This window comes from Pseudomonas sp. RW3S2 (assembly GCF_014268955.1).
GTDB classification, from domain to species: Bacteria; Pseudomonadota; Gammaproteobacteria; order Pseudomonadales; family Pseudomonadaceae; genus Aquipseudomonas; species Aquipseudomonas wayambapalatensis.
This window is the reverse complement of the sequence record NZ_JABWRM010000005.1, coordinates 57,208-81,613: the sequence shown is the minus strand read 5'-3', so window position 1 is coordinate 81,613 and position 24,406 is coordinate 57,208. Positions and strand designations below refer to the sequence as shown.

Annotated in this window: 21 protein-coding genes and 2 pseudogenes; 6 read left to right on the top strand and 17 right to left on the bottom strand. The window is 57.3% G+C overall.

The window, feature by feature from the left end; all coding sequences use genetic code 11:
- Positions 1 to 6: 6 nt before the first annotated feature.
- The 6 genes from pqqB to HU748_RS08975 all read right to left on the bottom strand — a co-directional run bounded on the left by pqqB (position 7) and on the right by HU748_RS08975 (position 6,781).
- Positions 7 to 918 (bottom strand): pyrroloquinoline quinone biosynthesis protein PqqB, encoded by a 912-nt coding sequence (gene pqqB, locus HU748_RS09000; RefSeq protein WP_186667525.1) that lies wholly within the window; start codon positions 916 to 918, stop codon positions 7 to 9.
- A gap of 72 nt (positions 919 to 990) precedes the next feature.
- Positions 991 to 1,068, bottom strand: coding sequence for a pyrroloquinoline quinone precursor peptide PqqA (gene pqqA / locus HU748_RS08995; protein WP_081255326.1), 78 nt, complete (start codon positions 1,066 to 1,068; stop codon positions 991 to 993).
- Positions 1,069 to 1,250: 182 nt separating this feature from the next.
- Positions 1,251 to 3,569 carry a pyrroloquinoline quinone biosynthesis protein PqqF gene (gene pqqF, locus HU748_RS08990; protein WP_186720128.1) on the bottom strand — a complete coding sequence of 773 codons (2,319 nt, stop codon included), beginning with the start codon at positions 3,567 to 3,569 and terminating at the stop codon, positions 1,251 to 1,253.
- A 91-nt stretch (positions 3,570 to 3,660) separates the two neighbouring features.
- Positions 3,661 to 4,455, bottom strand: coding sequence for a carbon-nitrogen hydrolase family protein (locus HU748_RS08985; RefSeq protein WP_186720126.1), 795 nt, complete (start codon positions 4,453 to 4,455; stop codon positions 3,661 to 3,663).
- Positions 4,456 to 4,470: 15 nt separating this feature from the next.
- On the bottom strand, positions 4,471 to 6,153 hold the full coding sequence (locus HU748_RS08980) for an NAD(P)/FAD-dependent oxidoreductase (RefSeq protein WP_186667528.1): 1,683 nt from the start codon (positions 6,151 to 6,153) through the stop codon (positions 4,471 to 4,473).
- 166 nt (positions 6,154 to 6,319) lie between these two features.
- On the bottom strand, positions 6,320 to 6,781 hold the full coding sequence (locus tag HU748_RS08975) for an Lrp/AsnC family transcriptional regulator (protein ID WP_186667529.1): 462 nt from the start codon (positions 6,779 to 6,781) through the stop codon (positions 6,320 to 6,322).
- A gap of 210 nt (positions 6,782 to 6,991) precedes the next feature.
- On the opposite strand from HU748_RS08975, the gene HU748_RS08970 reads away from it, so the two are divergent.
- Complete coding sequence (locus HU748_RS08970; protein WP_346655461.1) at positions 6,992 to 7,642, top strand: hypothetical protein; 651 nt, start codon at positions 6,992 to 6,994, stop codon at positions 7,640 to 7,642.
- A gap of 21 nt (positions 7,643 to 7,663) precedes the next feature.
- Positions 7,664 to 8,212 carry a serine acetyltransferase gene (locus HU748_RS08965; protein ID WP_186667530.1) on the top strand — a complete coding sequence of 183 codons (549 nt, stop codon included), beginning with the start codon at positions 7,664 to 7,666 and terminating at the stop codon, positions 8,210 to 8,212.
- 15 nt (positions 8,213 to 8,227) lie between these two features.
- Here the strand turns inward: HU748_RS08965 and HU748_RS08960 are convergent, their stop codons facing one another.
- Positions 8,228 to 9,448, bottom strand: a complete 1,221-nt coding sequence (locus HU748_RS08960) for an MFS transporter (protein ID WP_186720125.1) — start codon at positions 9,446 to 9,448, stop codon at positions 8,228 to 8,230.
- An 87-nt stretch (positions 9,449 to 9,535) separates the two neighbouring features.
- Here HU748_RS08960 and HU748_RS08955 point away from each other — a divergent pair, with 87 nt between their 5' ends.
- A complete protein-coding gene (locus HU748_RS08955) occupies positions 9,536 to 10,096 on the top strand; it encodes a TetR/AcrR family transcriptional regulator (RefSeq protein WP_186667532.1) in 561 nt (186 codons plus the stop codon).
- Positions 10,097 to 10,191: 95 nt separating this feature from the next.
- Here the strand turns inward: HU748_RS08955 and HU748_RS08950 are convergent.
- Together HU748_RS08950 and HU748_RS08945 are read right to left on the bottom strand one after the other, a co-directional pair.
- Positions 10,192 to 10,514 (bottom strand): annotated as a pseudogene (locus HU748_RS08950) (transposase); the annotation flags it as partial.
- A 196-nt stretch (positions 10,515 to 10,710) separates the two neighbouring features.
- On the bottom strand, positions 10,711 to 11,832 hold the full coding sequence (locus HU748_RS08945) for a Fic family protein (protein WP_186720124.1): 1,122 nt from the start codon (positions 11,830 to 11,832) through the stop codon (positions 10,711 to 10,713).
- 655 nt (positions 11,833 to 12,487) lie between these two features.
- Here HU748_RS08945 and tnpB point away from each other — a divergent pair.
- From tnpB to HU748_RS08925, 3 genes and pseudogenes are all read left to right on the top strand, one after another.
- A complete protein-coding gene (tnpB, locus tag HU748_RS26405; RefSeq protein WP_238343320.1) occupies positions 12,488 to 12,877 on the top strand; it encodes an IS66 family insertion sequence element accessory protein TnpB in 390 nt (129 codons plus the stop codon).
- Between the two features lie 63 nt (positions 12,878 to 12,940).
- A pseudogene (locus HU748_RS08930) lies at positions 12,941 to 13,639 on the top strand (IS66 family transposase zinc-finger binding domain-containing protein); the annotation flags it as partial.
- 22 nt (positions 13,640 to 13,661) lie between these two features.
- On the top strand, positions 13,662 to 14,216 hold the full coding sequence (locus tag HU748_RS08925) for a tail assembly protein (protein ID WP_186720278.1): 555 nt from the start codon (positions 13,662 to 13,664) through the stop codon (positions 14,214 to 14,216).
- A gap of 96 nt (positions 14,217 to 14,312) precedes the next feature.
- Here the strand turns inward: HU748_RS08925 and HU748_RS08920 are convergent, their stop codons facing one another.
- The 8 genes from HU748_RS08920 to HU748_RS08885 all read right to left on the bottom strand — a co-directional run bounded on the left by HU748_RS08920 (position 14,313) and on the right by HU748_RS08885 (position 24,335).
- On the bottom strand, positions 14,313 to 15,482 hold the full coding sequence (locus tag HU748_RS08920; RefSeq protein WP_186720121.1) for a hypothetical protein: 1,170 nt from the start codon (positions 15,480 to 15,482) through the stop codon (positions 14,313 to 14,315).
- A gap of 68 nt (positions 15,483 to 15,550) precedes the next feature.
- On the bottom strand, positions 15,551 to 16,450 hold the full coding sequence (locus HU748_RS08915) for an FRG domain-containing protein (protein ID WP_186720120.1): 900 nt from the start codon (positions 16,448 to 16,450) through the stop codon (positions 15,551 to 15,553).
- 759 nt (positions 16,451 to 17,209) lie between these two features.
- Positions 17,210 to 18,082, bottom strand: coding sequence for a hypothetical protein (locus HU748_RS08910; RefSeq protein WP_186720118.1), 873 nt, complete (start codon positions 18,080 to 18,082; stop codon positions 17,210 to 17,212).
- 11 nt (positions 18,083 to 18,093) lie between these two features.
- Positions 18,094 to 19,167 carry a DUF3696 domain-containing protein gene (locus HU748_RS08905; protein WP_186720116.1) on the bottom strand — a complete coding sequence of 358 codons (1,074 nt, stop codon included), beginning with the start codon at positions 19,165 to 19,167 and terminating at the stop codon, positions 18,094 to 18,096.
- Positions 19,160 to 20,335, bottom strand: coding sequence for a DUF262 domain-containing protein (locus HU748_RS08900; RefSeq protein WP_186720114.1), 1,176 nt, complete (start codon positions 20,333 to 20,335; stop codon positions 19,160 to 19,162). Before HU748_RS08900 ends, HU748_RS08905 begins: the two co-directional genes overlap by 8 nt.
- A gap of 1,583 nt (positions 20,336 to 21,918) precedes the next feature.
- Positions 21,919 to 22,812, bottom strand: coding sequence for a helix-turn-helix domain-containing protein (locus HU748_RS08890; protein WP_186720112.1), 894 nt, complete (start codon positions 22,810 to 22,812; stop codon positions 21,919 to 21,921).
- Between the two features lie 5 nt (positions 22,813 to 22,817).
- Complete coding sequence (locus tag HU748_RS26400; protein ID WP_028633554.1) at positions 22,818 to 23,036, bottom strand: hypothetical protein; 219 nt, start codon at positions 23,034 to 23,036, stop codon at positions 22,818 to 22,820.
- A 207-nt stretch (positions 23,037 to 23,243) separates the two neighbouring features.
- Positions 23,244 to 24,335 carry a site-specific integrase gene (locus HU748_RS08885; protein WP_186720111.1) on the bottom strand — a complete coding sequence of 364 codons (1,092 nt, stop codon included), beginning with the start codon at positions 24,333 to 24,335 and terminating at the stop codon, positions 23,244 to 23,246.
- Between the last annotated feature and the right edge of the window lie 71 nt (positions 24,336 to 24,406).

The following is a 24,406-nucleotide window of genomic DNA, read 5'->3' as shown; positions in this document are numbered from 1 at the left end:
GCCTCCTTACAACTCGATGCTCATGCCATCGTAGGCGACTTCCACGCCACGGCGCTGGACTTCGGCGCGCTCCGGGGAGTCTTCGTCGAGGATCGGGTTGGTGTTGTTGATGTGGATAAGCACCTTGCGCTGGCGTGGGAAGGCGTCGAGCACCTCCAGCATGCCACCGGGGCCGTTCTGGGCCAGGTGACCCATCTCGCGGCCGGTGCGGGTGCCGACGCCGCGGCGCTGCATTTCATCGTCTTCCCACAGGGTGCCGTCGACCAGCAGGCAGTCGGCGCCATGCATCATCTGCAGCAGCTTGTCGTCGACCTGACCCAGCCCCGGTGCGTAGAACAGCTTGCCGCCAGTACGCAGGTCCTCGACCAGCAGGCCAAGGTTGTCGCCCGGGTGCGGGTCGAAACGGTGCGGCGAGTAGGGCGGCGCTGCGCTGCGCAGGGGGAAGGGGGTGAATCGCAGGTTCGGGCAGGCGGGGATGACGAAGCTGCCTTGCAGCTCGATGCGGTTCCACTGCAGGCCACCGTTCCAGTGACTGAGCATGGTGAACAGCGGGAAGCCGGTGCTCAGGTCCTGGTGGACCATGTCGGTGCACCAGACCTGGTGCGGGCAGCCTTCGCGCAGGCTAAGCAGGCCGGTGGTGTGGTCTATCTGGCTGTCGAGCAGGACGATCGCGTCGATGCCGGTGTCGCGCAGGGCGCGTGCCGGCTGCATCGGCGCAAAGGCCTGTAGCTGGGCGCGGATATCGGGCGAGGCATTGCACAGGATCCAGTGCTCACCGTCGTCGGACAGGGCAATGGACGACTGGGTGCGTGCCGTCGCGCGCAGGCTGCCATCGCGAAAGCCCTTGCAGTTGACGCAGTTGCAGTTCCACTGCGGGAAACCGCCACCGGCGGCGGAACCGAGAATCTGGATGAACATGGCTACTCTCTTGCCGCGGGTCCATGAAACGAAAACGCCCCGGCGGGCCGAGGCGTTGCACTGCAGCGCTGCTTAGCGGCTGGCGAAGTACATGGTGACTTCGAAGCCGATGCGCAGGTCGGTGTAAGCGGGTTTGGTCCAGGTGGTCATGGTCGAACTCCTTCCGGATGGTGTGGGTGGATGTCAGCTATCTACTTTGGTGCCGCCTGAGTCAGGAGGTTCCATTGGCTGAGATTGCGCTATCTTACAAGAAAAATTTGTACCGAAAGGTTAATTCTTCGAAAAGCGCCCTTGCAGTACAGGTAACAATCCTCGCCTCGGACAGGGGGTATTTACTCGAAGCGCGCATCCGGCGCAGCGCTGGTGGCCAGGCACAGCCAGCCGTGGTCGGCGTCCAGAAGGCGTTTCAGCAAATGGTCCAGTATTGGCTGGTCTGTCCTGAGAATAGACCTGCGCAGCCGGGCAAGGTCTGTCGGCTCTGTAGCCAGATATGTCTGCCAGGCCCATTCGGCGACTTCGCCATTGGCCATCGCCGGCTCCTCGAACTGCGCGGCCAGGGCCTGCCGGGCGGTGGGATCGAACGTGACGCCGTCGGCCAGCAGGCTCAGCAGGTGCTCGAGAATCTTGCCGGGCGTGGCCTGTGGCGATTGCACGCCGAACAGCAGGCCGCCCTGGCCTTCTATCAGACGAAAGGCGCTGAACACGGCATAGCCCAGTTGCAGTTCGATCCGCAGGCGTTGGTACACCGGGCCTTGCAGCGCTTGCGCCAGTACCCGACCTGCGCCTTCATCGTGGGCAGGAAGCGGGCAGAACAGCAGCAATGCATGCTCACTGCCGCCCGTGGAGTGCTGCACCCAGCGCCGGTTCGGTAACAACAGAGAGGCCGGCGGGGGCGTTCCCTGCACCCCCGGTGCACCTGCCAGCACCGCGCCGAGTGCTGCTTGCGCCGCGCCATCGAAGCCGATGGCGAGCCCGTGTCGAGGGGCGCTGGCCCAGATCTGCTCAAGCACCGCCAGATCCAGCAAGCAGGCTGGTTGTGGCTGTACGGCTGCCGGGCGCAGGTGATCGGGCAGCACCTTGAGCAGTGCCCTGATCGGGATGTGCGGCGGTTCGGCGGGCGCAGGTGTGCGCAACAAGTGTGGTGGAGGATGGCGCAGGTGTTCCAGGGCCAGCTCGAGGGTGCGGATCACCGCGCCTGGCATGCCTGCACAGCGCAGTTGCCAGTGTTCACCAACGAGGGTGAAGTCCAGCTGCAGCGAGGCGCGGCGGGCGCGTTCGAGCAGTGGTTGCAACGCCTGTGACAGCACCGCATGAAAGCGCTCGCGCAGCGGCGAGGCGATCTGCCAGCGTAGATAGAGCGTTGCGAAGCCTCGCTCGACCGGCAGCACCTCGCTGACGGTCAGGTCCTTCGGCAGCGCCGCGCCGCCAACAGGGAGGTCGGCCATCAGCAGAGGCTCCTCGCGCGGTTGCTGCCATTGGCCCTGATCGCCGTTCGGCAGATCATCGAGTAATGCCTGGAAGGCTTCCAGCGCCCGGGCATCCAGTGCTTCGAACGGGCGCCCGGCACTGTCCCGGCGGGCGAGCTCGAGTGCGCTGGCTGCTTGCTTGCGGCTGTGTTGCAGGCGCTCGAATTCGCTGTTGAGCGCTGCCGTGTCCGAGCGGCGCAACGCGCCGAGCCAGCCGTGCAGCAGTGCGCGGACCTCGGCTGGCGGGGCGTCAGGTTGCAGTTGCAGGCGAATGTGCCAGAGCAATTGACCGGCAAAGGCGTACAGCGAGTCGCTGTGAACCTCCTGTAGCCAGCCGCGTTGACGCAGGACATCGAGCCAGCCACCCGGGCGGCTGTCGCTCAGGCAGGCCTGCAGCAGGTCGAGGGCCTGCTCGGCGCCTGGAGGAAGGTGCTCATGGGCGAACAGCAGGTCAAGACAGCCAGTGGAGGCTTCAGGCTCGATCAAGGGGGTATCGAGCAGAGGGACGGGAGGCGTTTGCGCCTGCATTGCGCCCATGCTGAACAGGCCACCGAATTGTCGGCCCAGGGCTTCGAGCTGCATCAGCGATTGCGGGCCGCAAAGGCTCAGATGGATCTGCCCACCGCGATAGAAGCGGGCATGGAAGTCGCCCAGCGCGCCCTGGAAAGCAGGGTCCTGCAGCGCCAGGCTGTACCGGTTGCCTGCGTGGAACCCGCTCAGGGGATGGTGTGGCGATACGCATTGCAGCAGCCTGAACTGGCGCTGCGCCTCGGTATTGCGTGACCAGGCGATGAACTCGGCATGGATCACTTCACGCTCGCGGTGCTGGCGTGCAAGGCTCAGGTCCGGCTCGGCGAGCATCTGGCACAGGCGCTCCAGCGCAGACCCCAGGGCCGCCGGAGGCACTTCGAAGAAGAAGTCGGTGGTGCGTTCGCGGGTACTGGCATTGACCTGGCCGCCGAACGCCTGGACATGGCGCATCAGGCCATCTTCCAGCGGGAAGCGCGCGGTGCCGAGGAACAACAGGTGCTCGAGGAAATGCGCAATGCCCGGCCACCTTGGCGGGGCGTCATGGCTGCCGGCATGTACCCTCAAGGCTGCGGCGGCGCGCTTGAGGCGCGGGGCGTGGCGCAGGGTCAGGCGCAGGCCGTTGGGCAGGGTGAGTGTGTTGATAGCGTCGGTCATGGAGGGATGCTAGCGCATTTGCGCTGGCCCGGCCGGTGCCATCTGCCACGGTGCCCATTTCGCCAGTGAAGCCGCTCCTTGCCCGTCGGCGTCAATCCTGTGCGCGGTGAAGATCCCGCCGCAGGTCGGCAAGATACGGAAACGCCTCGCGCCCCTTCACCACCCGCTCACGCTCAAGGTCGGCCAGCAACTGGCATTCCTCGCGTCCGGCCATGGCCAGCAGGCTGCCGTCCGGGCCGATGATGCTGCTCTGCCCGCAATACTGGATTTCACCTTCAGACCCGCAGTAGTTGGCGTATACCAGATAGCACTGGTTCTCCTGCGCCCGCGAGCGCACCGTCACCTGGCAGACGAAGTCGTAGGGCGTCATGTTCGCGGTCGGCACCAGGATCAGCTCGGCGCCTTCGAGTGCCAGGCGCCGGGCGTTCTCGGGGAACTCGATGTCGTAGCAGATCAGCAGCCCCAGCTTCCAGCCATCGAGCTCGACCACCGGAAAATGGTTGGCACCGGGGCTGAACATCGAGCGGTCCAGCTCGCCGTACAGGTGGGTCTTGCGGTAGTTGCACAGGCTGCGGCCGTGGGCGTCGATCAGTTGCACGCTGTTGTGAATCGAGCCGTCCTCGGCCAGCTCCGGGTAGCCATAGACGATGGCGATGCGCTGCGCCTGGGCAATCTCCACCACCGCCATGGCCGACGGTCCGTCTTCGGGTTCGGCCAGGCGCTGCACCGCGTCGGCGCCGATGTTATAGCCGCTGAGGTACATCTCCGGGCACACCAGCAGTTGCGCGCCACGCGCTGCGGCCAGTTGCGCCTGCTGCTGCAGGCGTTCGAGATTGCCGGGCACGTCCAGTGGCCTGGGCGTGCCCTGGAACAGGGCGATGCGCATGGGCGCCTCCTCGTGTCAGTCAGGCAGGGCGATCGGGCCGATCTCGTGGAACACGTCGCCCGGCCCGGGATTGTCCGCGTGGGTCTTGCCGCCGAAGTGGTTCATGATACCCCACACCGCATTCAGCGACGTCTGCACCGCGCCTTCGACCCAGGCCGGGGTCCAGGACACGTCGTCGCCAGCAATGAAGATGCCGCGCTGCTCGGGGGGCAGGTCCTGTTGCATGAAGTGCGCGTACATGCGCTGGTTGTAGCGGTAGTGACCTGGCAGCGCGCCTTTGAAGGCGCCGAGGAAATAGGGGTCGGCTTCCCAGGAGATGGTGATCGGGTCGCCGATGATGTGCCCGGCGATGTCGGTTTTCGGGTAGATCTTCTTCAGCGCATCCAGGGCCAGCTGCACGCGTTTCTCGGTGGGGTGCGGCAGCATCTTCAGCGCATCGCTCATCCATGCGTACGACAGGCAGATCACTCCCGGCTTGTCGTCACCGTTGTCGAACAGGTAGGTGCCGCGGGTCAGGCGATCGGTGAGGGTCATGCTCAGCAGGTCGCGGCCGGTCTGCGGGTCCTTGTCCTTCCAGAACGGGCGGTCGACCATGACGAAGGTCTTCGAGGACTGCATGTAGCGGGTGCGGTCCAGGGCCATCCACATCTTCTGCGAGAACAGCGACTCTTCGCAGTCGATCTGGGTGGTCAGCAGCCAGCTCTGGCAGGTGGTGAGCACGGCGGCGTAGTGGCGGGTGTCGCCATAGTTGTCGGTAACCGCCAGACGGCCATCGCTGGCGCGGGCGATGCGCTTGACCCCCGCCCGCGGCGCGCCGCCATGCAGTGAGCTGAGGCTGGTGCCGGCCGGCCAATGCGCAGTGCTGTCCGGCACATGCCGCCAGATGCCCTGCGGCACTTGCTCCACGCCTCCGACCACCAAGTGCTGGTGATCGTCGCAGTTGGTCATGACCACACGGAAGATTTCCAGCATCGAGTTGGGGAAGTCCGAATCCCAGCCGCCGGTGCCGAAACCGACCTGGCCGAACACTTCCCGGTGTTGGAAGCTCAGCTTGGCGAAGGCTTTGGAGGTGGCGACGAAATCGTAGAAGGTGCGGTCGTCCCACAGCGGCACCAGGGTGTCCCACAGAGCTTTCAGGCGTGGCACGTCGCGCTCGCGGATGGCTTGCTGGATCTCGCCGAAGCGTGCGCCGTCTTCCAGCGCGTCGGCCCAGGCTTCGGCCACCTCATGGAACAGCGCCGGCAGGTCGGCGGCGTTCTCGGCGTAGTAGGTCTGGCCTTCGAGGTCGATCACCGTGCTGCCCGAGGCCGGGGTCAGCGGGTTGGGAAAGGGTTTCGTTTCCAGGCCGAGCTTGTCGACATAGTGGTAGAAGGCGGTGGACGACACCGGGAAGCGCATGCCGCCCAGTTCGGCGACGATACCGTCGGTGCCGTTGAAGGCCTGCGAGCGCAGGCGCCCGCCGAGCTTCGAGGCTTCGTAGACGACCGGCTTGAGGCCCAGCTTCATCAGTTCGTAGGCCGCCACCAGCCCGGCGATACCGGCACCGACGATCGCCACTTCTTCGCCATGCCGTTCAGGGGGGATGCTGCCAAGGCCTGCGGGATGCTCCAGCCAGTCGTCGAAGGCGAAGGGAAAATCAGGGCCGAAGATGGTGACCGGCGGTTTGCCGTCGACGGGGTGGCGGTTTTTCTTGTTCATCTGATGACCTTGCCAGAGCGGCTGCGCTGAGGGCGGAGCCTGAGTATAGGAAATGCCTGGTGGTCATTTTATGAAGCGGGGCGCTCGTAATTAAGAGCAATAGTGGCGTCGATCTGCAGGGGATTATGTCGATATGACGATAAGAGTTTGCATTGTGGCGATACCTCTATCCAGGCTGCCCGCGATCCACCTTGCTGCTCAGGATGATCGAGGTGGTGGTCTTTTCCACGCCCTCCAGGCTGCCGATCTGGTCGAGCAGCTGGTCCAGCTGTTCCGGTGAGTCGCTGAGCAGCCAGGCGACGTAGTCGAACTCGCCACTCACCGCACACAGTTGCTGTACCTGCCCCATTGCCGACAGGCGGCGCACCACCTCGCGTCCTGAGCGTGGCTGCACCGTGATGCCGACATAGGCCTGCAGACCACCCCCGGCCAGGCGCTGGCCCAGGCGCACGCCGTAGCCGGTGATCACCTTGTGCTTCTCCAGGCGCGTCAGCCGAGAGGTGACGGTGGTGCGGGCGATGCCCAGATGGCGTGCGAGAGTGGCGACGCTTTCGCGGGCGTTGATCTGCAGCAGGGCGATGAGCTGGCGATCGATTTCGTCGAGGGCGATGGCACGGGAGTCCGGCATGACAAATCTCTGCAATGGGTGCGCTAGCCTAGCCAGACCTGGGCTCGGGCGGCAAGGTGAGCCGTTCGCACGATGATGGCAAAATGATTTAATCGATTTCACTTCTGTCTCAGAGCGGGCGCGTATTATGATGCGCCACTTGGTATTTGATAATCATTCGCGCTATGGAATTGGCGCCAGAAATCCTCTCTGCCTAGCGGTAGGTGCCACGTGTCCAGCCTGTTCAAGTTCGACGTCGATGCGGCGTTCTGTGTTTCCTTGCGCGATCGGCAAGACAGCCGCGAGCGTTTCATGCGAGAAGTGGGCAGCAGGATTGGCAATCCGCTGGTCTTCCACCTGAGGGACAAGGACGTCAACCCGATCCGGGCCCACTACGAGTCCCATCGCGCGTTGGCGCTGATGGCCCTGGAGCAGGGCTGGCAACGCATCCTGATTTTCGAGGACGATGCCAAGGCCTACGACTGGTGCGCCGCGTCGATCAACTGGATCAACCGCTTCATCGCCACCCGCCCGTTCGAGAGCCTGCACCTGGGCTACACCATGGGCCGCACCTGGCTGACCTGGTTTCCGTTCATCGCCCGTGGCCGAGTCAGTGCGCCGCATGCCTACATTCTTTCCCAGGAAGGCTGTCGAGTGCTGGTGGCCGCACCCTACGACGGCAGGACACTGGACAGCCTGTTCAAGCGACGGGTCAAGCAGCACTGCGCCTACCCGATGCTGTTCCGCCGCATCAGCACCGCCGCCTCCCAGGATGCGCGTGTCGCCCGGCATGAGGATGCGCAGTGGCAGCAGAACTGGGCGCGTCACCTGCGTTCGCCGCTGAAGTATTTCTGGAAAACCTTGTTACGCTGGAGCTTTTGATAGCGCAGGGGGAAACCGGCATTGACCTTCGAACATCTGCTCGAGTGCTGGCGACTGGAAGTTTCCAATAAGAAGAAGCCGGGACGGTGGATCAGTTTGCTGAGTAATGTCCTGCGTCGGTCGCGCAGGGATAACAAGCTGCGCTTCCTGTTTTGCTACCGTCTGGCGCAGTACCTGGATGGCAAGGGAGGGCTGGCGCGCCGCTATGCCCGGGGCATGCAGCAGCGACTCAACCTGAAGTATGCCGTGGACATCGACATCGGCGCGCAGATTGCGCCGGGGTTGCGCATCGCCCATCTGCCAGGCGTTGTCATTACCCGGCATGTACGGATCGGGCGCAATTTCTTCATTCGCCAGAACTGCACCATCGGCATCAAGACCTTGGGGCTGGAGCACTACGCGCTGGAGATCGGCGATAACGTCAGCCTGGGCGCCAACAGCTGCATCATCGCCGACCGCCTGCGCATCGGCGACAACGTGGTGATTGGTGCGATGTCACTGGTCACCCGCGACATTCCCGCCGACACGACGTTCTACAACCCACGGCAGGCGACGCTGCTGCAGCGCTGAGCGTTGCCGTGACGCTCAGCCGACCGACGCTGCAGGCGACCGATCGCTGCGACTGCCCGACAAAAGCACCATGGCCGCCGCCAGCAGCAGCACACAGGCATAGGCATTGGTGGTCACGACCAGCCCGACATGCTGGGTGGCGATGCCAGCGGCCACTGCGGGCAGGCTGAAGGCCAGGTAACTCAGCACATAGAACCCGGCCATCAGCCCGCCGCGTTCGTGAGCATGGGCCAGCGGTACGACCGAGCGCAGGGCGCCGAGAAACCCGCCACCAAAGCCCAGGCCGGCGACCGCGGTGCCGAGGAAGAACAGCCAGGCCAGGCCGCCGTCCACGCCGATCAGGGTCAGCAGCAAGCCGCTGACCAGTGCCAGGCTGCCGCGGCGCAGGATCACCTGGGCCTCGCTGTTGCGCAGGGCGAAGATGCCCAGCGCGCCGCAGCTGGTCAGCAGGAAAACCAGGGTGCCGCCGACCAGCGGTGCCTGCAGCCCTGTGACCTGGCGCGCCAGGGTCGGCCCCAGCGACAGGTAGAAGCCGCCCAGTGCCCAGAGGCTCGCATTCAGCGGAGCGATCCGCCAGAAGGCGCGCCGGGCCTGCGGTGGAATTCGCACCCGTGGTCGCAGCGAGGCCCAGGCGCCGGGCTGACGGCTGATGCTTTCCGGCAGGCGCGGCAGCAATACCGCGAACAGCGCAAAGACGCCCAACAGGACCAGGAAGACCCGGTGCAGCGGCTCGCCGGAAAACTGCATCAACGCACTACTGCCCAAGGCGCCAAGGGCCAGGCCCAGCATCGGCGTCACGCTATTGAGCAGCGGCCCGCGCTCACGGTCGAAGTCCAGCAACGCCGCGCCGAGCACACTGGTGGCAAGCCCTGTTGCGCAGCCCTGCAGCAGGCGCGCGACGATCAGCGCCTCGACCGATTCTGCCCGCAGGAATACCGCCATGGCCAATACCTCCAGCGCCAAGGCCGCCGCGATCACCGGGCGCCGGCCGATGTGATCGGACAGCGAGCCGCAGACCAGCAGCGTCAGCAGCAAACCGCCCGCGTAGATGCTGAACACCACGCTCAGCAAGGCCGGCGAGAAGCCCCAGGTTTCGCGGTAGAGGGCATAGAGTGGTGTCGGCGCGCTGGCCGCAGCCGAGAAGGCGATCAGAATCGCCCCCAGCAACCACAGGGACGCGGCGCGAGACAGACCGTTGCGGCGTTCGCGCGTGCTTTTGGGTAAGGTATCGCTCATGGTTGCTCTCGCAAAGGCTAAGAGTTAGCTTTTGCAGACGATGAACCTGTTTCGAGATAAAAGCAAATTCTTTGCGTTAAGGTGCGTATGGCGATCAATCAGGGCGTGCGTCCAGGCGGGCGTAGTGCGAGGGTCCAGGCTTCGGTCCACAGTGCGGTCAACCAGTTGCTGGAGGAGCGCGAGCGTGGCGAACTGACCGTGCCGCTGATCGCTGCCCGCGCGGGTGTGACGCCTTCGACCATCTACCGGCGCTGGGGCGACCTCAACGAACTGCTGGGAGACGTTGCGCTGCAGCGCATCCGTCCGGACAGCGGCCCGGCCGACACCGGCAGCCTGCCCGGAGACCTGCTCGCCTGGGGCATCCAGTACATGGAAGAGACATCATCGGTGCCCGGCCGCGCCGCGGTGCTCGACCTGCTGGCAGCTGGTGGCGGCTGCTCCGGGCGCTGCCTGGAAATTGCCACGGCGCAGTTTGGTGCGATTCTCGAACGCGCAGTGGCACGCGGTGAGCCGGTTCCGAGCAATGATCGCGTGGTCGATAGACTGATGGCACCGCTGGTGTACCGGATTCTGTTTTCCGGTGAGCCGCTGGAAGCGGCGTATGTGGAGGCGTTGGTGGAGGTGACGCTGGAGGGGATTGGCGGCTGAGGAATGAATCGCCGGACATGGCCGCCAGATGCAAGCCAGCGAGATCATTGCGGCATAACTTTTTGCGAGTTTGTCGAAGCGCGTGACGATTCGGGGCCGCCGCGACTGCGGCCTAGAGCGTGATCGGCAGGCTCGTCAGGCCCCCTTTGTTCCGCGCTCCAGATGAAGCACGGGTTGCTCGAACAGCGGTCGAATCGATCATCCAGGTGTGGGGATCGATCAAGCCTTTGTCATTGAGTCTGAGGTGCAATCGTCTGAGCATCTGATCGAATGTTCCGCGGTTTCGCCAGAGTCGGAAGCGGTGATAGACCGTCGCCCAAGACCCGAAGCGCTCGGGCATATCTCGCCAGGCTGCTCCTGAGCAGAGCACCCAGAGCACACCACCGAGCATCAAGCGATCACTGCTGCGGGGCCTGCCCCAGACCTGGGCGACTATCGGGCTGTAATCCATTTTCTTCCTTGAGCCGAGCTGCTTGACGAGCGCCCGTGGCAGGGCGAGCAGATGTGCTGAAAACCTGATGTCTGGCACAGATCTGGATGGTGGCTAATTGCTTTCAATGGCTCAAGGGGATCGCGACCATAGTCCTATGGTGCGATGGGATCGGCTCAGGTGCTCAGCGTGCTATCTGGTAACGGGTGCTACGTCCACCACCGGGTAGCCGTTCGATGCAACCTTTCTCTCGCAGGTCGCTCAGATGACGGGTCGCGGTGGCTTTGGAGACTTTGGCCACGGCTTGGTATTGCCCCGCGCTGATACCGTTCTCGAAACCCTTTTCGCCACCATCGAGCAGGCGGTTCAGAACTTTGATCTGCTCTGCCGATAGCGTTTGGCTGCGGTGTGCCTGCCAAAAGCGCGCCTTGACCAGTACACGGTCGATGCGAGCGAGGGCCTGTTCCAGGCTGTTGAGTAAGGTCGCGAGAAACCACTGCAGCCAACTGGTGATATCTCGCCCACCTTTCTGACTGACTTCGAGGATGCGGTAGTAACCGGCGCGGTCGTCGAGGATGCTCGCGGACATCGCGTAAAATCGAATGGCTTGCTGTTCGCCTTGGGCCAGCGCCAGATCGGTGATGGCGCGGGTGAGGCGACCATTGCCGTCGTCGAAAGGGTGTAGGGTCACGAACCAGAAATGGGCGATGCCAGCGCGCAGGAAGGGGTCAAGGCTGGCATCGCTTCGGCTGCTCTCGAACCAGGCGAGAAAGTCCGCCAATTGCGCTTCCAGCCCTGCGCGGGGAGGGGCCTCGAAATGCACCGTAGGGCGGTCTATGCGACCGGAAACGACCTGCATCGGCTCTTCCCCGCGTAGTGTGCCGATGTGTAGCGGTCGAGCCAGTAGTTGGTCATCGGTGGGGAATAGCCAACGGTGCCAGGTGAAGAGTCGCTGTTCCTCTAGCGGTTGTTGATGCAGGCTGGTTGCATCGAGCAGCAGTTCCGCCAGGCCTTCGGAACGTGAGGTGGTGCGACCCTCTTCGCTCAGCCCCAAGCGCCGCGCCAGTGATGAACGCACCGAACCGACATTAAGTTGCTCACCCTCGATGGCTGAGGAGGTGACGATGTTCTGCAGCATGGCATCCAGGCTGCTCTGCACTTCGGTGTCACTGCCCACCGCACCGAGCATTCCCAACAAACGACCCTGAGCCTGGCTGCAGGCTCGCAACAGCGGGGCGAGCGCTTCGCCTTGCCAACTGAAGTGCGGCCAGTCGGGCCGTTGCCAGATCCAGAGCGGGTCATTCATAAGGGTTGTTATCTGTGAGCCGATTAACGAGCCTATTCGGCTCATGCAGTGAGCCGATAATGCCGCCTATTCGGCTCACTGTCTAATTCTCAAGCCGGGCTTGCTAGGTTGATGAGCGCGTCTGATCAGGGTTGTTGCGCGCACGCTTGTTCAGCGTTTCAGAAACATCGTTGAAAGAGGTCATTTGTAGCTCTTGGGCTACAAAATGGCACAGTCCAAGCTGTCTTGTAGCTCAAGGGCTACAAGCTTCCAGGCATAGCTCTGCATCTGCATCTGCATCTGCATCTGCATCGTAAGCGTCCGGCGAACTCACCTTCCGAACTCCAGCTTTAAGGGCGATGGTGTCCGCGTATTTTTAAGCGGACGCGATCACCCTTATCGCCAGGATTTCCATGCGCCAGCGAAGCTCTTATCCGAAACCGTTCAAAGCCCAGGTCGTTCAAGAATGCCTGCAACCTGGCGCAACTGTGTCCAGTGTCGCCATCAGTCACGGCATAAATGCCAACGTCATCCGCAAATGGCTGCCGCTATATCGAGATCAGCCCGCAGCGGCTTCACTACCTGCATTCGTCCCGCTAAAAGCCGCGCCTAAACGGCCAGTCGAAGCGTCAGTGATTATCGAGTTGTCCATGGCCGGGCAAGTGATCACGGTGAAATGGCCAACCTCAGATCCCGAGGGCTGCGCGCAATTTATCAGGGCTGTCGCTCAATGATCCGCATTGATGCGATCTGGCTGGCCACCGAGCCGATGGATATGCGCGCCGGTACCGAAACGGCATTGGCCCGAGTGATCGCGGTGTTCGGTGCGGCGAAGCCGCACTGCGCTTATCTGTTCGCCAATCGCTGGGCTAACCGGATGAAAGTGCTGGTGCACGATGGCGTGGGTGTCTGGCTTGCCGCGCGGCGCTTGAATCAAGGCAAGTTTCACTGGCCCGGCATTCGTCATGGTTGCGAGCTCGAACTCGATAGTGAACAACTCCAGGCCTTGGTGCTGGGCTTGCCATGGCAGCGCGTTGGCGCAGGCGGTGTGATCAGCATGCTGTAACCGCCGTGCATTTGGCCGGTCTACGTGTCGTCGTCACGTGCCTGCTCTGGCACAATCGGCGGCATGACTTCCTCGCCCAACCTCGACCAGATGACCCCGGAACAGCTTCGTGCCTTGGCGGCACAGGCGTTGCAGTTGCAGTCCCAGGTCGAGGCGATGAGCAAGAAGATCCAGAACGATGGAACTCTCATCGAACAGTTCAAGTTCGAAATCGCCCTGCTCAAACGCCACAAGTTTGCCAAGCGCAGCGAACAAATCAGCCCGGCGCAAGGCAGCTTGCTGGATGACCTGCTCGATACAGACCTTGAAGCTATCGAGGCAGAGCTAAAACAGCTTCTTCCCGCTTCGTCACAGGCCGAGTCGCGGCAATCGCCCAAGCGTGGGCCATTGCCGCCGCAGTTTCCGCGCACCGTGATTCGTCACGAACCCGAAAACACTCAGTGCGCCTGTGGCTGCCAGCTTCAGCGCATTGGCGAAGATGTCAGCGAGAAGCTGGATTACACGCCGGGCGTGTTTACCGTCGAGCAACATGTGCGTGGTAAATGGGCCTGCCGTCAGTGCGAAACCCTGATTCAGGCGCCGGTTCCGGCGCAAGTTATCGACAAAGGTATCCCGACCGCAGGCCTGCTGGCTCACGTGATGGTGGCCAAGTTTGCCGATCACTTGCCGCTCTACCGGCAGGAGAAAATCTTTGGCCGTGCCGGGCTGGCCATTGCTCGCTCGACCTTGGCCCAGTGGGTAGGGCAAACCGGCGTGCAGCTCCACCCCGCGCACCAAGGTCCGACTGGGCAGCTTTCTAGGCAAGCGCTATGGCAAGGTGCATTACCTGGTGCTCGATCGAGGGGACGCCAGAGAAGCCACGAGAGCGCTCGACGTGAATTTTCCCGGGTTTGCAAAGGACCTGGCTGAAGCGGAGAGCCGTGGCCTACGGTTCGCCGTGTTCAAGAACGGGAAGAACATTGGTGAGCGTGACCTCGACCTGGGCAGAGCGCGTGAACTAACGTTTATGCCGATCGTCACCGGTAGCAAGCGTGGTGGCCTGTTTCAAACGATCCTCGGCGCCGCTCTCATCGTCGCCTCGTTCTTCGTGGCGCCAGGCACACAGCCAGCCCTTCTAGTGGGAGGTCTCGCGAACGTGGCAGGCGGCGTAATCCAAATGCTGAGCCCACAAGCCAAAGGGCTAGCCATGAGCGGAGCGCCTGAAAACATGCCGTCCTACGCTTTCGGCTCCGCCAAGAACACCACTGCCAGCGGCCTACCCGTACCTATCTGCATCGGTGAACGTCGCTGGGGCGGAGCCATCATCTCGGCTTCAATCGTGGCACAGGACAAGGCTTGATGTGAGCCTGAGTCACTTCTACATACCTGTATTTCCGGGTATGTAGAGAGTGTCCTCAAAACTGAGGACACTCTTATGTTCATTTTATTACCGAATTCATCTCCTTAAAAACTGATCCCCGGCGAAGCGCAAATTAATTTGTGTAAATATATTGCTAGATATAGAGGTTCTCATAGGCAGTGTGGGCGACCAGTAGTAATCACCCATAAGTCTAATGCAAACTGCGACCACTCCAGCTACCTTTGTTGAGATTTTCCTGCGCTCGTTTAAATTTGCAAGAGCCTTAGCAAAATGCTCCTCTCCCTCGAGCTTCGCCCAAGCTGCGCCTATCACTATCACGCCTCCCAGCTCTCCGGTGAGTTGCGAGCTAGCTTTCTGAATTTGCTTGCAAATTATCTTTTCTAGGCTAGCTACACTAGGCACCGCATTGGGCCACTGGAGGTCTTGAGGGGCCTTTATTTCAATGGAAATAGTCTCGAAAACGTTGGCATTAAGAAACAGGTCAGGGGACTGCCCATCAAACTTGACGTGATCATTGAAGCCTATTGGATTGCCATGCTCTGTTAGATATGTGGCCGCTAGGAGTTGTGTTATGCAATGTGGAAACTCCAAGACTAACGCTTTAGACATTGTATGAAATAGAGGATGATGCTGCCATCGGCTTATCAGGTATTTGGATATCTGGATGTACGATAATGCGACTCTGCTATCTTCGTCATCCAAGTCAAATTCGCCCTTGTCGATACAGCGATGCAGGTGGCAGAGCGCCCATGCGAGCGGCGAACTGAGGAAATGCTTGTTACCTCCCTTAAATGCTCGGGCGGTGGATTCCATGCTTTTTTTTAGCGCGCCATTTGCGATGGCGTCGATTTCATTCTCAAAAGCATAGAGAGCTTCGTGAGATAGCTCTAAGGGAGTATCTGAGTGTGGGCGCGGAGAGGTCTCCCGCCCTATCCTCTCAATTTCCTGATCAGTTGTGAAACCGGCCTTTCCGCGAATGTCAACGGTGCTAGCTAGTCGGTAGCGTCCCGTCCTACCGAGCGTAACGATGGTTCGGGGCAGCGGTTCGCCGGAGGGCCACAATTCGCTGAGTGTAGTGCCGCCGCAGTGAAAGCACTCAAGAGCGATTCCTGACAGCTGGCGAGAGCGGTAGCCGCTAACGAGAACTTGGCCGCATCGACATTTCAGATCCGCCGGCCCATCACCTGAAAACATTGGTGCTGCGCTACCTTGAACGCATGTGGGAAGAGCTTCTCTCAGAGTCATGGCAATGGCACCGTTGATTGGGCTGTGGAAGAGTTAGGGTGTGATACTCGTCTAGTCGGAGTGCAACGCTAGATTCGCACGAGAACCTCAGTAGTGTTCCAGCGATATCTGGCGCCTTCTATATTAAGTCCATCGATAACTGCCTTGCCAGCACCATCGGGGGTGGGGTATATCTCAGCACCGCTGAAGCCAGCTCGACAGCACAAAGTTAGAAGTCGACCAGCTTCGAATACCGGTAGGGTTAACTTAAACAGAGAAGGAGGGAGGTCTTCGAAGTAGCTCTCGAGACCATGAACTTCAAACGCGCTGCGTCGTGATCCCGAGTGGGGATGTACTGTAAAAAGCCCTCCCTGGGCAGCCAAGTGCTTGCTAATGACACCAGGTGATGTGTGAAGTTTTATTTTTGGGTGTAACCCAAGTTTAGCTCGATTGATTGCCCAAATAGCAAGGCGTTGCTCTGGAATCCACGTGTCATTGTTGGCAAGAGCTGAGCTGGCTGCAAAATAAAGCGAAGTGAAGGGCTTGGTAGTCCAGTCCAACAACCTGGTGGGAACCCCATGATGTTGAGCCATCGCCATCAGGTCAAGTACTTCAGGATTAGGCCAAAGCGAGGGATTCTTGAAATAACGGTCTGCGGTTTGGGCTTCGATTACATCTCTCCTGAATCCTGGAGAGTCATTGGGTACTGCTATCCCAATAGCATCGCAATGGCGGGCATACTCGTTGAGCATCATGATTTCGTAGAACACCATCTCAGTCGCATCTACCAGCCCGGGCTTGGAGAATATTGGAGGATGCTGGCGAGGCCTCAAGATCGATGGCACTAGCGGCCAGCGCGCATCAGACTGGCCGCGATAGATTAGATCCTCTGCACCAGGGCCGAGCTTTGAAGTCGGTGACACAGCGAGCCACAACTCGTCTGCAGTTTCGTAATGATGCTCAACAAACGCGAGATGCTTCCTTGGCATGTCACCTCCGCTAGGTCATGTGTGGCGGGGATTCGTTTGTACCCACATAACACTCATGGCTGGAAGCGCATGCATGCTGTCGGTTGAGGCTTCTGTTTATCAGCGCGTTCGGCTGGTTTTCTAAACCACGCCTCCTCTGCAGAGGTGCTGTGACTTCAATCAGAAACCACAAAAACGGGGAACGAACGAGGAAAATTGAATAGCTGAAAAGAAAAAAGGCCTGCAGATCGCTGCAAGCCTTTGATTTTTATGGTGGGCCCACACGGACTCGAACCGTGGACCAAAGGATTATGAGTTGCTGGGCTAACCATTATGGCTAACACAAGCACCCAAAGCTAATCGAAGCGTAGCACAGCTAGACGCCCTGTATATCGTGGCATTGAGCGTAGTTTGGAGTAGCTAGGTCAAGCTAGCCACTGTACCGGGATTGTACTGATTCCTAGGATAGGTGGACCTCCCAGAATCAATGGACGCCAAGATACCACACCACATCGCTCCGCTTGGGCATTTGCTGATAAAGAAAGGCGCCAAAGCTTCACCGATGGATTCAAAATCTGAGCTACTGTGCAAGCTGAAAACTTAGCAGGTCGGAGGCTGCACGTCAGCACTAAGGTCTGCTCCAGAATTGGACAATTCAGCCCATGTTCTGAAAAATCAAAGGAAGAGGCCCATAGCTAGGAGTTTGCCTAGGGGCAGCGCATAGCACTTCCCCATCGAAGAAGCTAGTGCTTTCCAAAGCTTTTATGGAAAAGCAAGATGTTACGTTGGTAAGTGCTCTGCAATTATTCCAACGATTACTTTGGATTTGCTCACCTTCAATATGTTTTCATGATGTGTGCTTGGTCGAGCATGAAAGTGAATTCTGCCTTTATTGTAAGTTATTTTTGAGTGCCACTCGCACACTAAAGGTGTGCCGTTGATCTCAATTTTTCTTCTGCTCATAGCTTGAGCATTGGCGTGAGTATTAGGGCTTTCAGGGGAAATATCTATTCCTTTACTTGCTGCTAACTGAATGATATGAGCCGGGAGGTCATTGTTGAAATCGATTGCGGCGTGATCATTTAGGTAAGATAGATGGTCGATGATTGTTTCGCTGTGGTCTCGATACGAAAGGCCCATTCGTTTCAAGCTGTCAATGTTCGCATGAAAATAAACGTTGGGAAACATAATCGAGCTCAGCTTCGCAAGCTGCTCCGTAAGCAGGCTCATTTTTATGAATAGTCTACGCGTAGCGGAAGTCAAACTTGCCAAGTTGTTGACTAGGCACATAGTTTCTTCCTGCCACCATTCCATGGTTCGATGGTCTACAGTAGATATGCATCCCCCGATATTGGCTCTTGCCAATTCTATATTGCCTGCTTCCAGTGGTCGTCCATTTTGCAGGCTAGAAGCCTTCTGAGCAGCGATGTCAAACATCAAGATGGCGTCACGATAATCGCCATCAGCATAATGGGCATAAAGGAGATCTGCGAATGTTTCTCCGTTGTGGTTATATGAGTGGTAATCATGAATGCAATGAAGGCTGAGCTCTTCGTTAGAAGTGATTTCATCCAGCGCTTCAGCGATAACCTTGAATGCTTGTATATTGGCTGGTAAGTTTGCTAGGCTGCTTGCGATAGCTTGTTCATCCATGAAGAAATCCATCAGGCCTTCCCCGATACTAATGCTCTAAGGTTTTTTGCGTGTTGGTCAAAGAAACCATCCGGCCAACGATCAAGTTTTCCGTCGGGTCTGAGAGTTACCTGCTCGGCGATAGTTGATTGGGATGAATTCTTTGTAAAGAAATAGATTTTTATTTTATGTGATAAGATATTCTGCTTTGTTTTGGCCGCTAGCCTAATCCCATCGAGAACGTGATCGCTATGAGTTTCTATAATAACTTGGACGCCGGAAAATGCGGCCATGGCGGCTAGTACGCCTAAACCCGTTTGGCCCCGAGGATGTAAATGGGCTTCAGGATTTTCTAAAATTAGACATGCTCCAGTATCTGATATGCGCTGGAACCAGTGCGATACCCGTGGATCAGAGTCGTCTACCAGGCTCGCAGGCATGGTAAGCAGGCCGAGAACTAAAGGAAGCGCATAACTAATGCCGTAACCAGAGTTTGTAGGGCGGAAACCGTCCACTGATAGGTGGGACATATCAAATTTTTCTTGAACGCCATAGTCTAGTCGTACCCCTGGTGCGATATCACTCATCCACCAATTAAGTTGGGCTTTAAGAGTATTCCCTTGCGCGTCCGGATGCCTAAGGGCGTCTGGAATAATGCATCCCTCCATAAGCGCTGCGAAGTGTGCAGAGTACTCACCGTTCTGGCCTATAGAGAGTGAAGATATATCATCTCCAATAGCGGGCAATCCGACTCTTGGACCAAACCTATCTGCTGAGATGAACTGTGTCAGCGGTGCCAGTTCTTTGCCGATGTGGTCGAAGGAGTTTTTTGAAATAGATAGCGAAATTTCTCTGCCGTCCTCGGTAAGCGCCCCTACCTGTATTTCTTCAGTAGTGCCAGCTTGTCGAGAGCGAAGTTCGGCGTAACCACCAAGGCCGCTGATGTACGGGCCGCCGGCGGTGTGCTCTGAAAGGCACATTCTCAGTGCTTGGATGGCGGTGCTCTTGCCTGTGTTGTTCAATCCTGTAAAAACAGTTAAGTTTCCAAGCTCCAGCTGCTGGAATTCAAAGGATTTAAAGTTTTTTATGGCTAGGTGACTAAGCATCTTGGTATCCCCTTAGAAGCTTTATGATTTTTGTGTATCTGTCCCTGACTCCGGACGGTTCACTGCCGTATTTGCCAATGGCTTCTGAGAAGTCGTCGTCCTTCAGTGTTTCATAATATTCTTTGAGGAATGTTGTTTTGGATTGTAATATGTTTTCATAAGTGCTTGTTTTTAATCGTGCAAGCAAAACCATCCATACTTCAAATAAAGATTTATTTATAGGAGTTTTTCTCGAGGCTCCTGTGGATCTCCTGAATGCATGTTCGCCAAAAAGCTCATGACTCCTAGTTAGTGCTTTTCTGAATGCTTCAGTTAAGTTTGATCTATTATAAGGTGTTCTGACCTCTATTGTGTATTCCTTGTTAATATGCCTCATTGTGTCGGCGAGAAATTCATCCATGTCGCCAGTAAATTCAGATTTATTCCTCAAGTAGAACGATACAAATCGAAGTACTAGTTCTCTTCCGGCCATTCGGTCGTCTTTGACAGTTTTGCCTAAGACCATTTTGTATATCGGGTCTTGGACAAGATCTCTCAATAGATCGGAGGCCTCACCTTGGTACAGTGCGTGCCGAATTTCTTGATTGGAAAGGCGCATGCCTCCAGTGTTGATTCGTTTGAATATATTGCGTTTTACTTTTTCTGGTGTGTCTGGATTGATAATTGTGAATGAAAGCTCAGCTTCCATGATGTTATTAATTACTCGTGCTGCTTTGATTTTATTTTCAATTGTATAGAAGTCTTTTCCGTCAAACGAGGCGCCCCAAAACTCTAGGCCTTTTAGCTTGAAGCCTTTTCCGTCATCATCCTCGCCAAGAATGAAATCTTTAATAGTGTTTAAACGCTGGAGGCCGTCAACAACTTCCCAGCGACCATCTTTATCCTCCGATACATAGAACATCGGAAGGGGAATGCGCAACATCATCGACTCGATCAGCAGACTTTTACGCTTGATGTCCCACACGAAATTCCTTTGGAAGTCGGGTGCTAGCTGGATGGTTCGGTTACGAATTCGTCTAAGTACTGTGTCTAGGGCAATAATTTTAGACGAAAGGGATATCGAGGCGGGGTCAAATGGCTCACCGGTCTGGAACTGTTCCTCTTCCGGCTCACTCTCAACTCCTGAACCTACTCCTTCCTCTGCAAGATCTTCTTGAATCACAGCCATTGGTGAGTCCTATAATGTTTAATATTGTCCGGCGTTGTATAGTTTACGCTGCCCTTCAGGGTGTTCACACGCATGACCCTCTATTCTAACCAATAACAGGTCTGTCATTACATCGCCTGTATGTATTTGAGCATGCGGCGGGTGGGAAGTTGAAGCCTCCCAGGGCGCCCTTGAGACTCATGGAGCTCGATACGGGCTGTCCCAGACAGGGGTAGCTTCGGGCTTAGAAATTCCATTCGTAACGCCTTTCGCCTCATATCGCCAAGTTTTTGAACACTTAGCCGCGGACAGGAGCCGAGCCGCCTGAGCGGGGGGCTAATTTGCAGGGGAAGCGCATATGCTGAGAGCCCGACCCAGATCGTTGAGAGGTAGAGGCATGAACCACCACCAGCATCCCCGATGATACCGAATCGCAACCGTCCCTAAAGGAGATGTCTAAAGAGATTCGATTCAATTTCCTTATGCTGTATATTTGTACAGTTCAGGTTGAAAATCATGCTGGCAGTCTCGTTGCCAGACTGCCGCCACAAGCTCGTGCAGCTCACCCGGCTAGGACCTAACCACGTCTGAGCCCCTGAGTGACGTGCGGGTGACTTTCAGGTATCACTCTTACGCAATATTACGCGGCGCCGATCTGTGGAACTGGGGTAGACCCCTTGCCTGGACCAGAGAAAGCATTTCGTCTTGATTGGCGCCAATGCGTTTCAGCAGCGCTCATACCATGGCTGGTGTTAGCGGAGTACTGCAGGCCGTCAATTTGGCGTCATCGGTTAGCCATAGCTTCAGAAGCCCACCAAGGCGGCCTTGGTCAGCGTTGATCTTTACGGTCTGCGCTAGGTACTGGGAGTCGAGCGTGCCTGTAATCTCATAGCCGAGGCTCAGGCGCCGCAGGCACTCAGCGACCGTCAGGCTCGCCTTGGATGCGCTCTCTTAAATGGTTAGCTCCTCGCTCGGTAATACCGGCACACGTAAATGCTTTCCATGTTTACGTGTATCTCTCTCAGCTTCATTGCGGTTCATGGTCTGACCTCTCTTTGGTGTTCACAGAGTCGCGGCAGCGACTGCCTCGCAGAGCAAGACAGCATTGAGCGCCGAAGGCGCGAATACGCGAGAGTGAAATTAGATAGCCGACTTGTCGGTTAGCTAACTTCACCTGTCTTGCCCTGAATATTCGCATGGCTGGCATGAATGTCAGCAGTGATCTCGGGCAAACAATAGGGTTGCTACAGCGTTCAGTTATGAGGTGATCGCTGAAACAACGGTATTGATCGAATATTGAACGCCTGGGCAACGATTGTTCGGCTCAGCAACGGTGTGCAATAGCTATTGAACGCCGCAGTGTACGGGTAGCAATCGCTTGGCGTAGCGACGAAACGCTTGATAGCCAAAGTCGATAGATCCCTCATCATGCAAGGTCGTCCATATCCCTAACAAAGACCAACCACCTTCAATCGCTTGCAGAATATCCTCGCGTAGCAGGATGAACTGGGCCAAGTTGGTAGCAGGGCTTGAGGGCGGATAGGTTGCAGCTACTCGTTCCGCGATCCGCACACTAAGTGGCTTCATTTCAACCTCCCGGACGGCTATGTCTCAGAGCTAGGCTCTGGCCCCTCAACTGTCAAAATCCGAACTGGTGATGAGCCAGGGCTAGACCTGTTTATCTTTAACTTCTTTAAATATTCCTTTCCTACGGTAGACCGACTCTCGTTCTTGACAGTTGAGGGGCTTTCTTTCGAAATTGCTGTCGGGGTCCTTGGAGGCGCGTTATCGGCGCTCGTTGGCTCCCATGCAGATGACTGATCCTTGAAGTTGTAACTGCCATCGCGATATCGCTTGATCACTCCGTGGAACCACCTGATCGCTGTGGTTTTGATCGATCCTGCTTTGATGGCAGCTGAGAGCTCGTTCAGCATCCGCTGCTGGTCCACGGGTGCAACCAGCTCCAGTGCCTTGAAAATCTGGCTCCTGGTTTCCGCGGAGACCAATGCCGCCAACCGCAGCGGGGGCTCCCCGGCCTCCAGAGCTGAGTCGAGCGACGTAGTAGTTTTTTTATTTTTTGGTTTTATTGTTTGTTTAGTATTTATATGTGCTTGTTTGTCCGGATGCGGCTGATCCGTCTTCGGCTTATCCATCTTTGGATTTTCGCAATATGGTGCAGAATCGGCCCTCTCAGACGGCTCGTCAGAGATATGCCACACCGTTTTTGCGAATCGACCTCGGGAGTCATGGGTGCGCTCGATGCTCAAATAGCCAGCGGTCTCAAGCTCATGCAGTCCGCTCCTGGTTGCGGCTGCACCAGTGCCATTTTTCTTGGATAGTGATTCCATTGTCAGGTATGAACAGCCTGAGGGTAGGGACAGCAATTTCACCAATAGCCCTAACGATTTCCAGCTTAGGTTTTTGTCATTTATTACATCGTTAGGGATAATTGTGAAATGGCTTGATACTTTCCTTTTTACAATTAGGGATATAGACATCTTCGTCAGCCCTGCTCGAGAACCTTGGCTACATCAGCGGTTCTAAAGTAAATCCTTCTGCCAATTCTGACCTTGCAAGGAAGAAATTTTCTCGATACCTCATTGTCGCCACTCAGGCTAATTCTCAGGCCGTCCTTGCTTCTATGTAATACCTCTGCAAGCTGCTCAAGGGACAAAAGTGGAGCCCCAGAGAATAAGTCGCGTATGTATTCTTCCGTGGTCATGTTAGGTGTCCTCCGCTTAATTTCGGATATCCTATGACACCTAACGCAATTTTTAAAAGTATTTTTTCAAGCTGAACTTGACAGTGAAAAAGTTTAGCTATAGTGCCTGCTGATTATTTAGTTAAACTTTTCCCAGAGTTGTGGTTTTTTAGCGGCTAAAATTTATGTTCAGCTTGCGAGTCGCGATAAAAGAGCTGAGGACTTTGGCTAAACTACCTTTTGGGTTTTAGCTAAACTTTTCTTTCTTTTTGATATGCTATCTAGTCGGGCAACTAGATCCTCGGAGCGTAAGTGCGTATATCTCTTCAACATTTGCATTGATTTGTGGCCGCTGATGCTCGATACCTCTTGATCGGAGAGACCGCCCTCCACAAGGCGGCTTACCGCCTCATGTCTCAAGTCGTGAAATCTGAAGTCGGATAGCTGTAGCTTCTTGACCAGTAGCCCCCAGATTTTTGTGAACGCGTAGGGGCGACGTTTCCCGTCCTTCCCAGGTTCACCAAAAAAAACCAGGTTGCAATCGCTAGGGCGAGCGGGATTCATCATCGCGGCTTTGAAAAGCGCAGTTGCTCGCTTGCTCAGTGGCACAGTTCTTTGACCATCATTTTTCGTGTCAACGAGTCTTACGATGCGTCGCTCTGTATCCACCTGAGGTCTGCGTAGCGACGCGATTTCACCTGAGCGCATACCAGTTTCCAGAGCGATGCCAACGATCCACCCAAGCATTGGATTGCTATGCCGATTCACCTCTGCGAACAGCCGCCGTTCCTCATCCGGCGAGAGTCTACGATTGCGACCCTCCCCGGGGCTTGGCTTGCATATATTCAACACGGGGTTAAACGTCAGGCCCAGCCCCCACTCTTGGATAGCGACCGTGAAAACGTGGCTTAGCAGGGCCAGCTCCAGGCGCACGGTGTTATTACTGGTCGTGCCTGCGCGGCCTGGCTCGTTGAGGCGCTTGTCGCGATAGTTGGCAATGGTTTCAGCGGAAAGGGCTGCGAGAGAATACCTGCCCAGATGCTCCGTTAGCTTTTTAGCCTTGGAGATCTCACCGCGTTGAGTCGTAGGCTTCTTTGTAGGTGTAATGTCGGTCAGGTAGCGCTTGAGCGCTATTTCAAGCGTCATGCGCTCGGAGCCGCTGCGCTGGATGTACACACCGCGCACCATCTCGTCTTCGGTGCGTCGTGACCAATCCTCAGCGTCGCGTTTAGTGCGGAAGGTTTTGGCGTTGGTTGGCCATCCGGTCTTGCGGATAACGGCCTTCCAGGTGCCGGCAGGGGTTTTGACGATTGTAGCCATCTGAAGGACTCCAAAGGCGTGCAAGCGAAGCCGCACTGTACCTAATTTGTACCTTTAGACCATAGGACTGT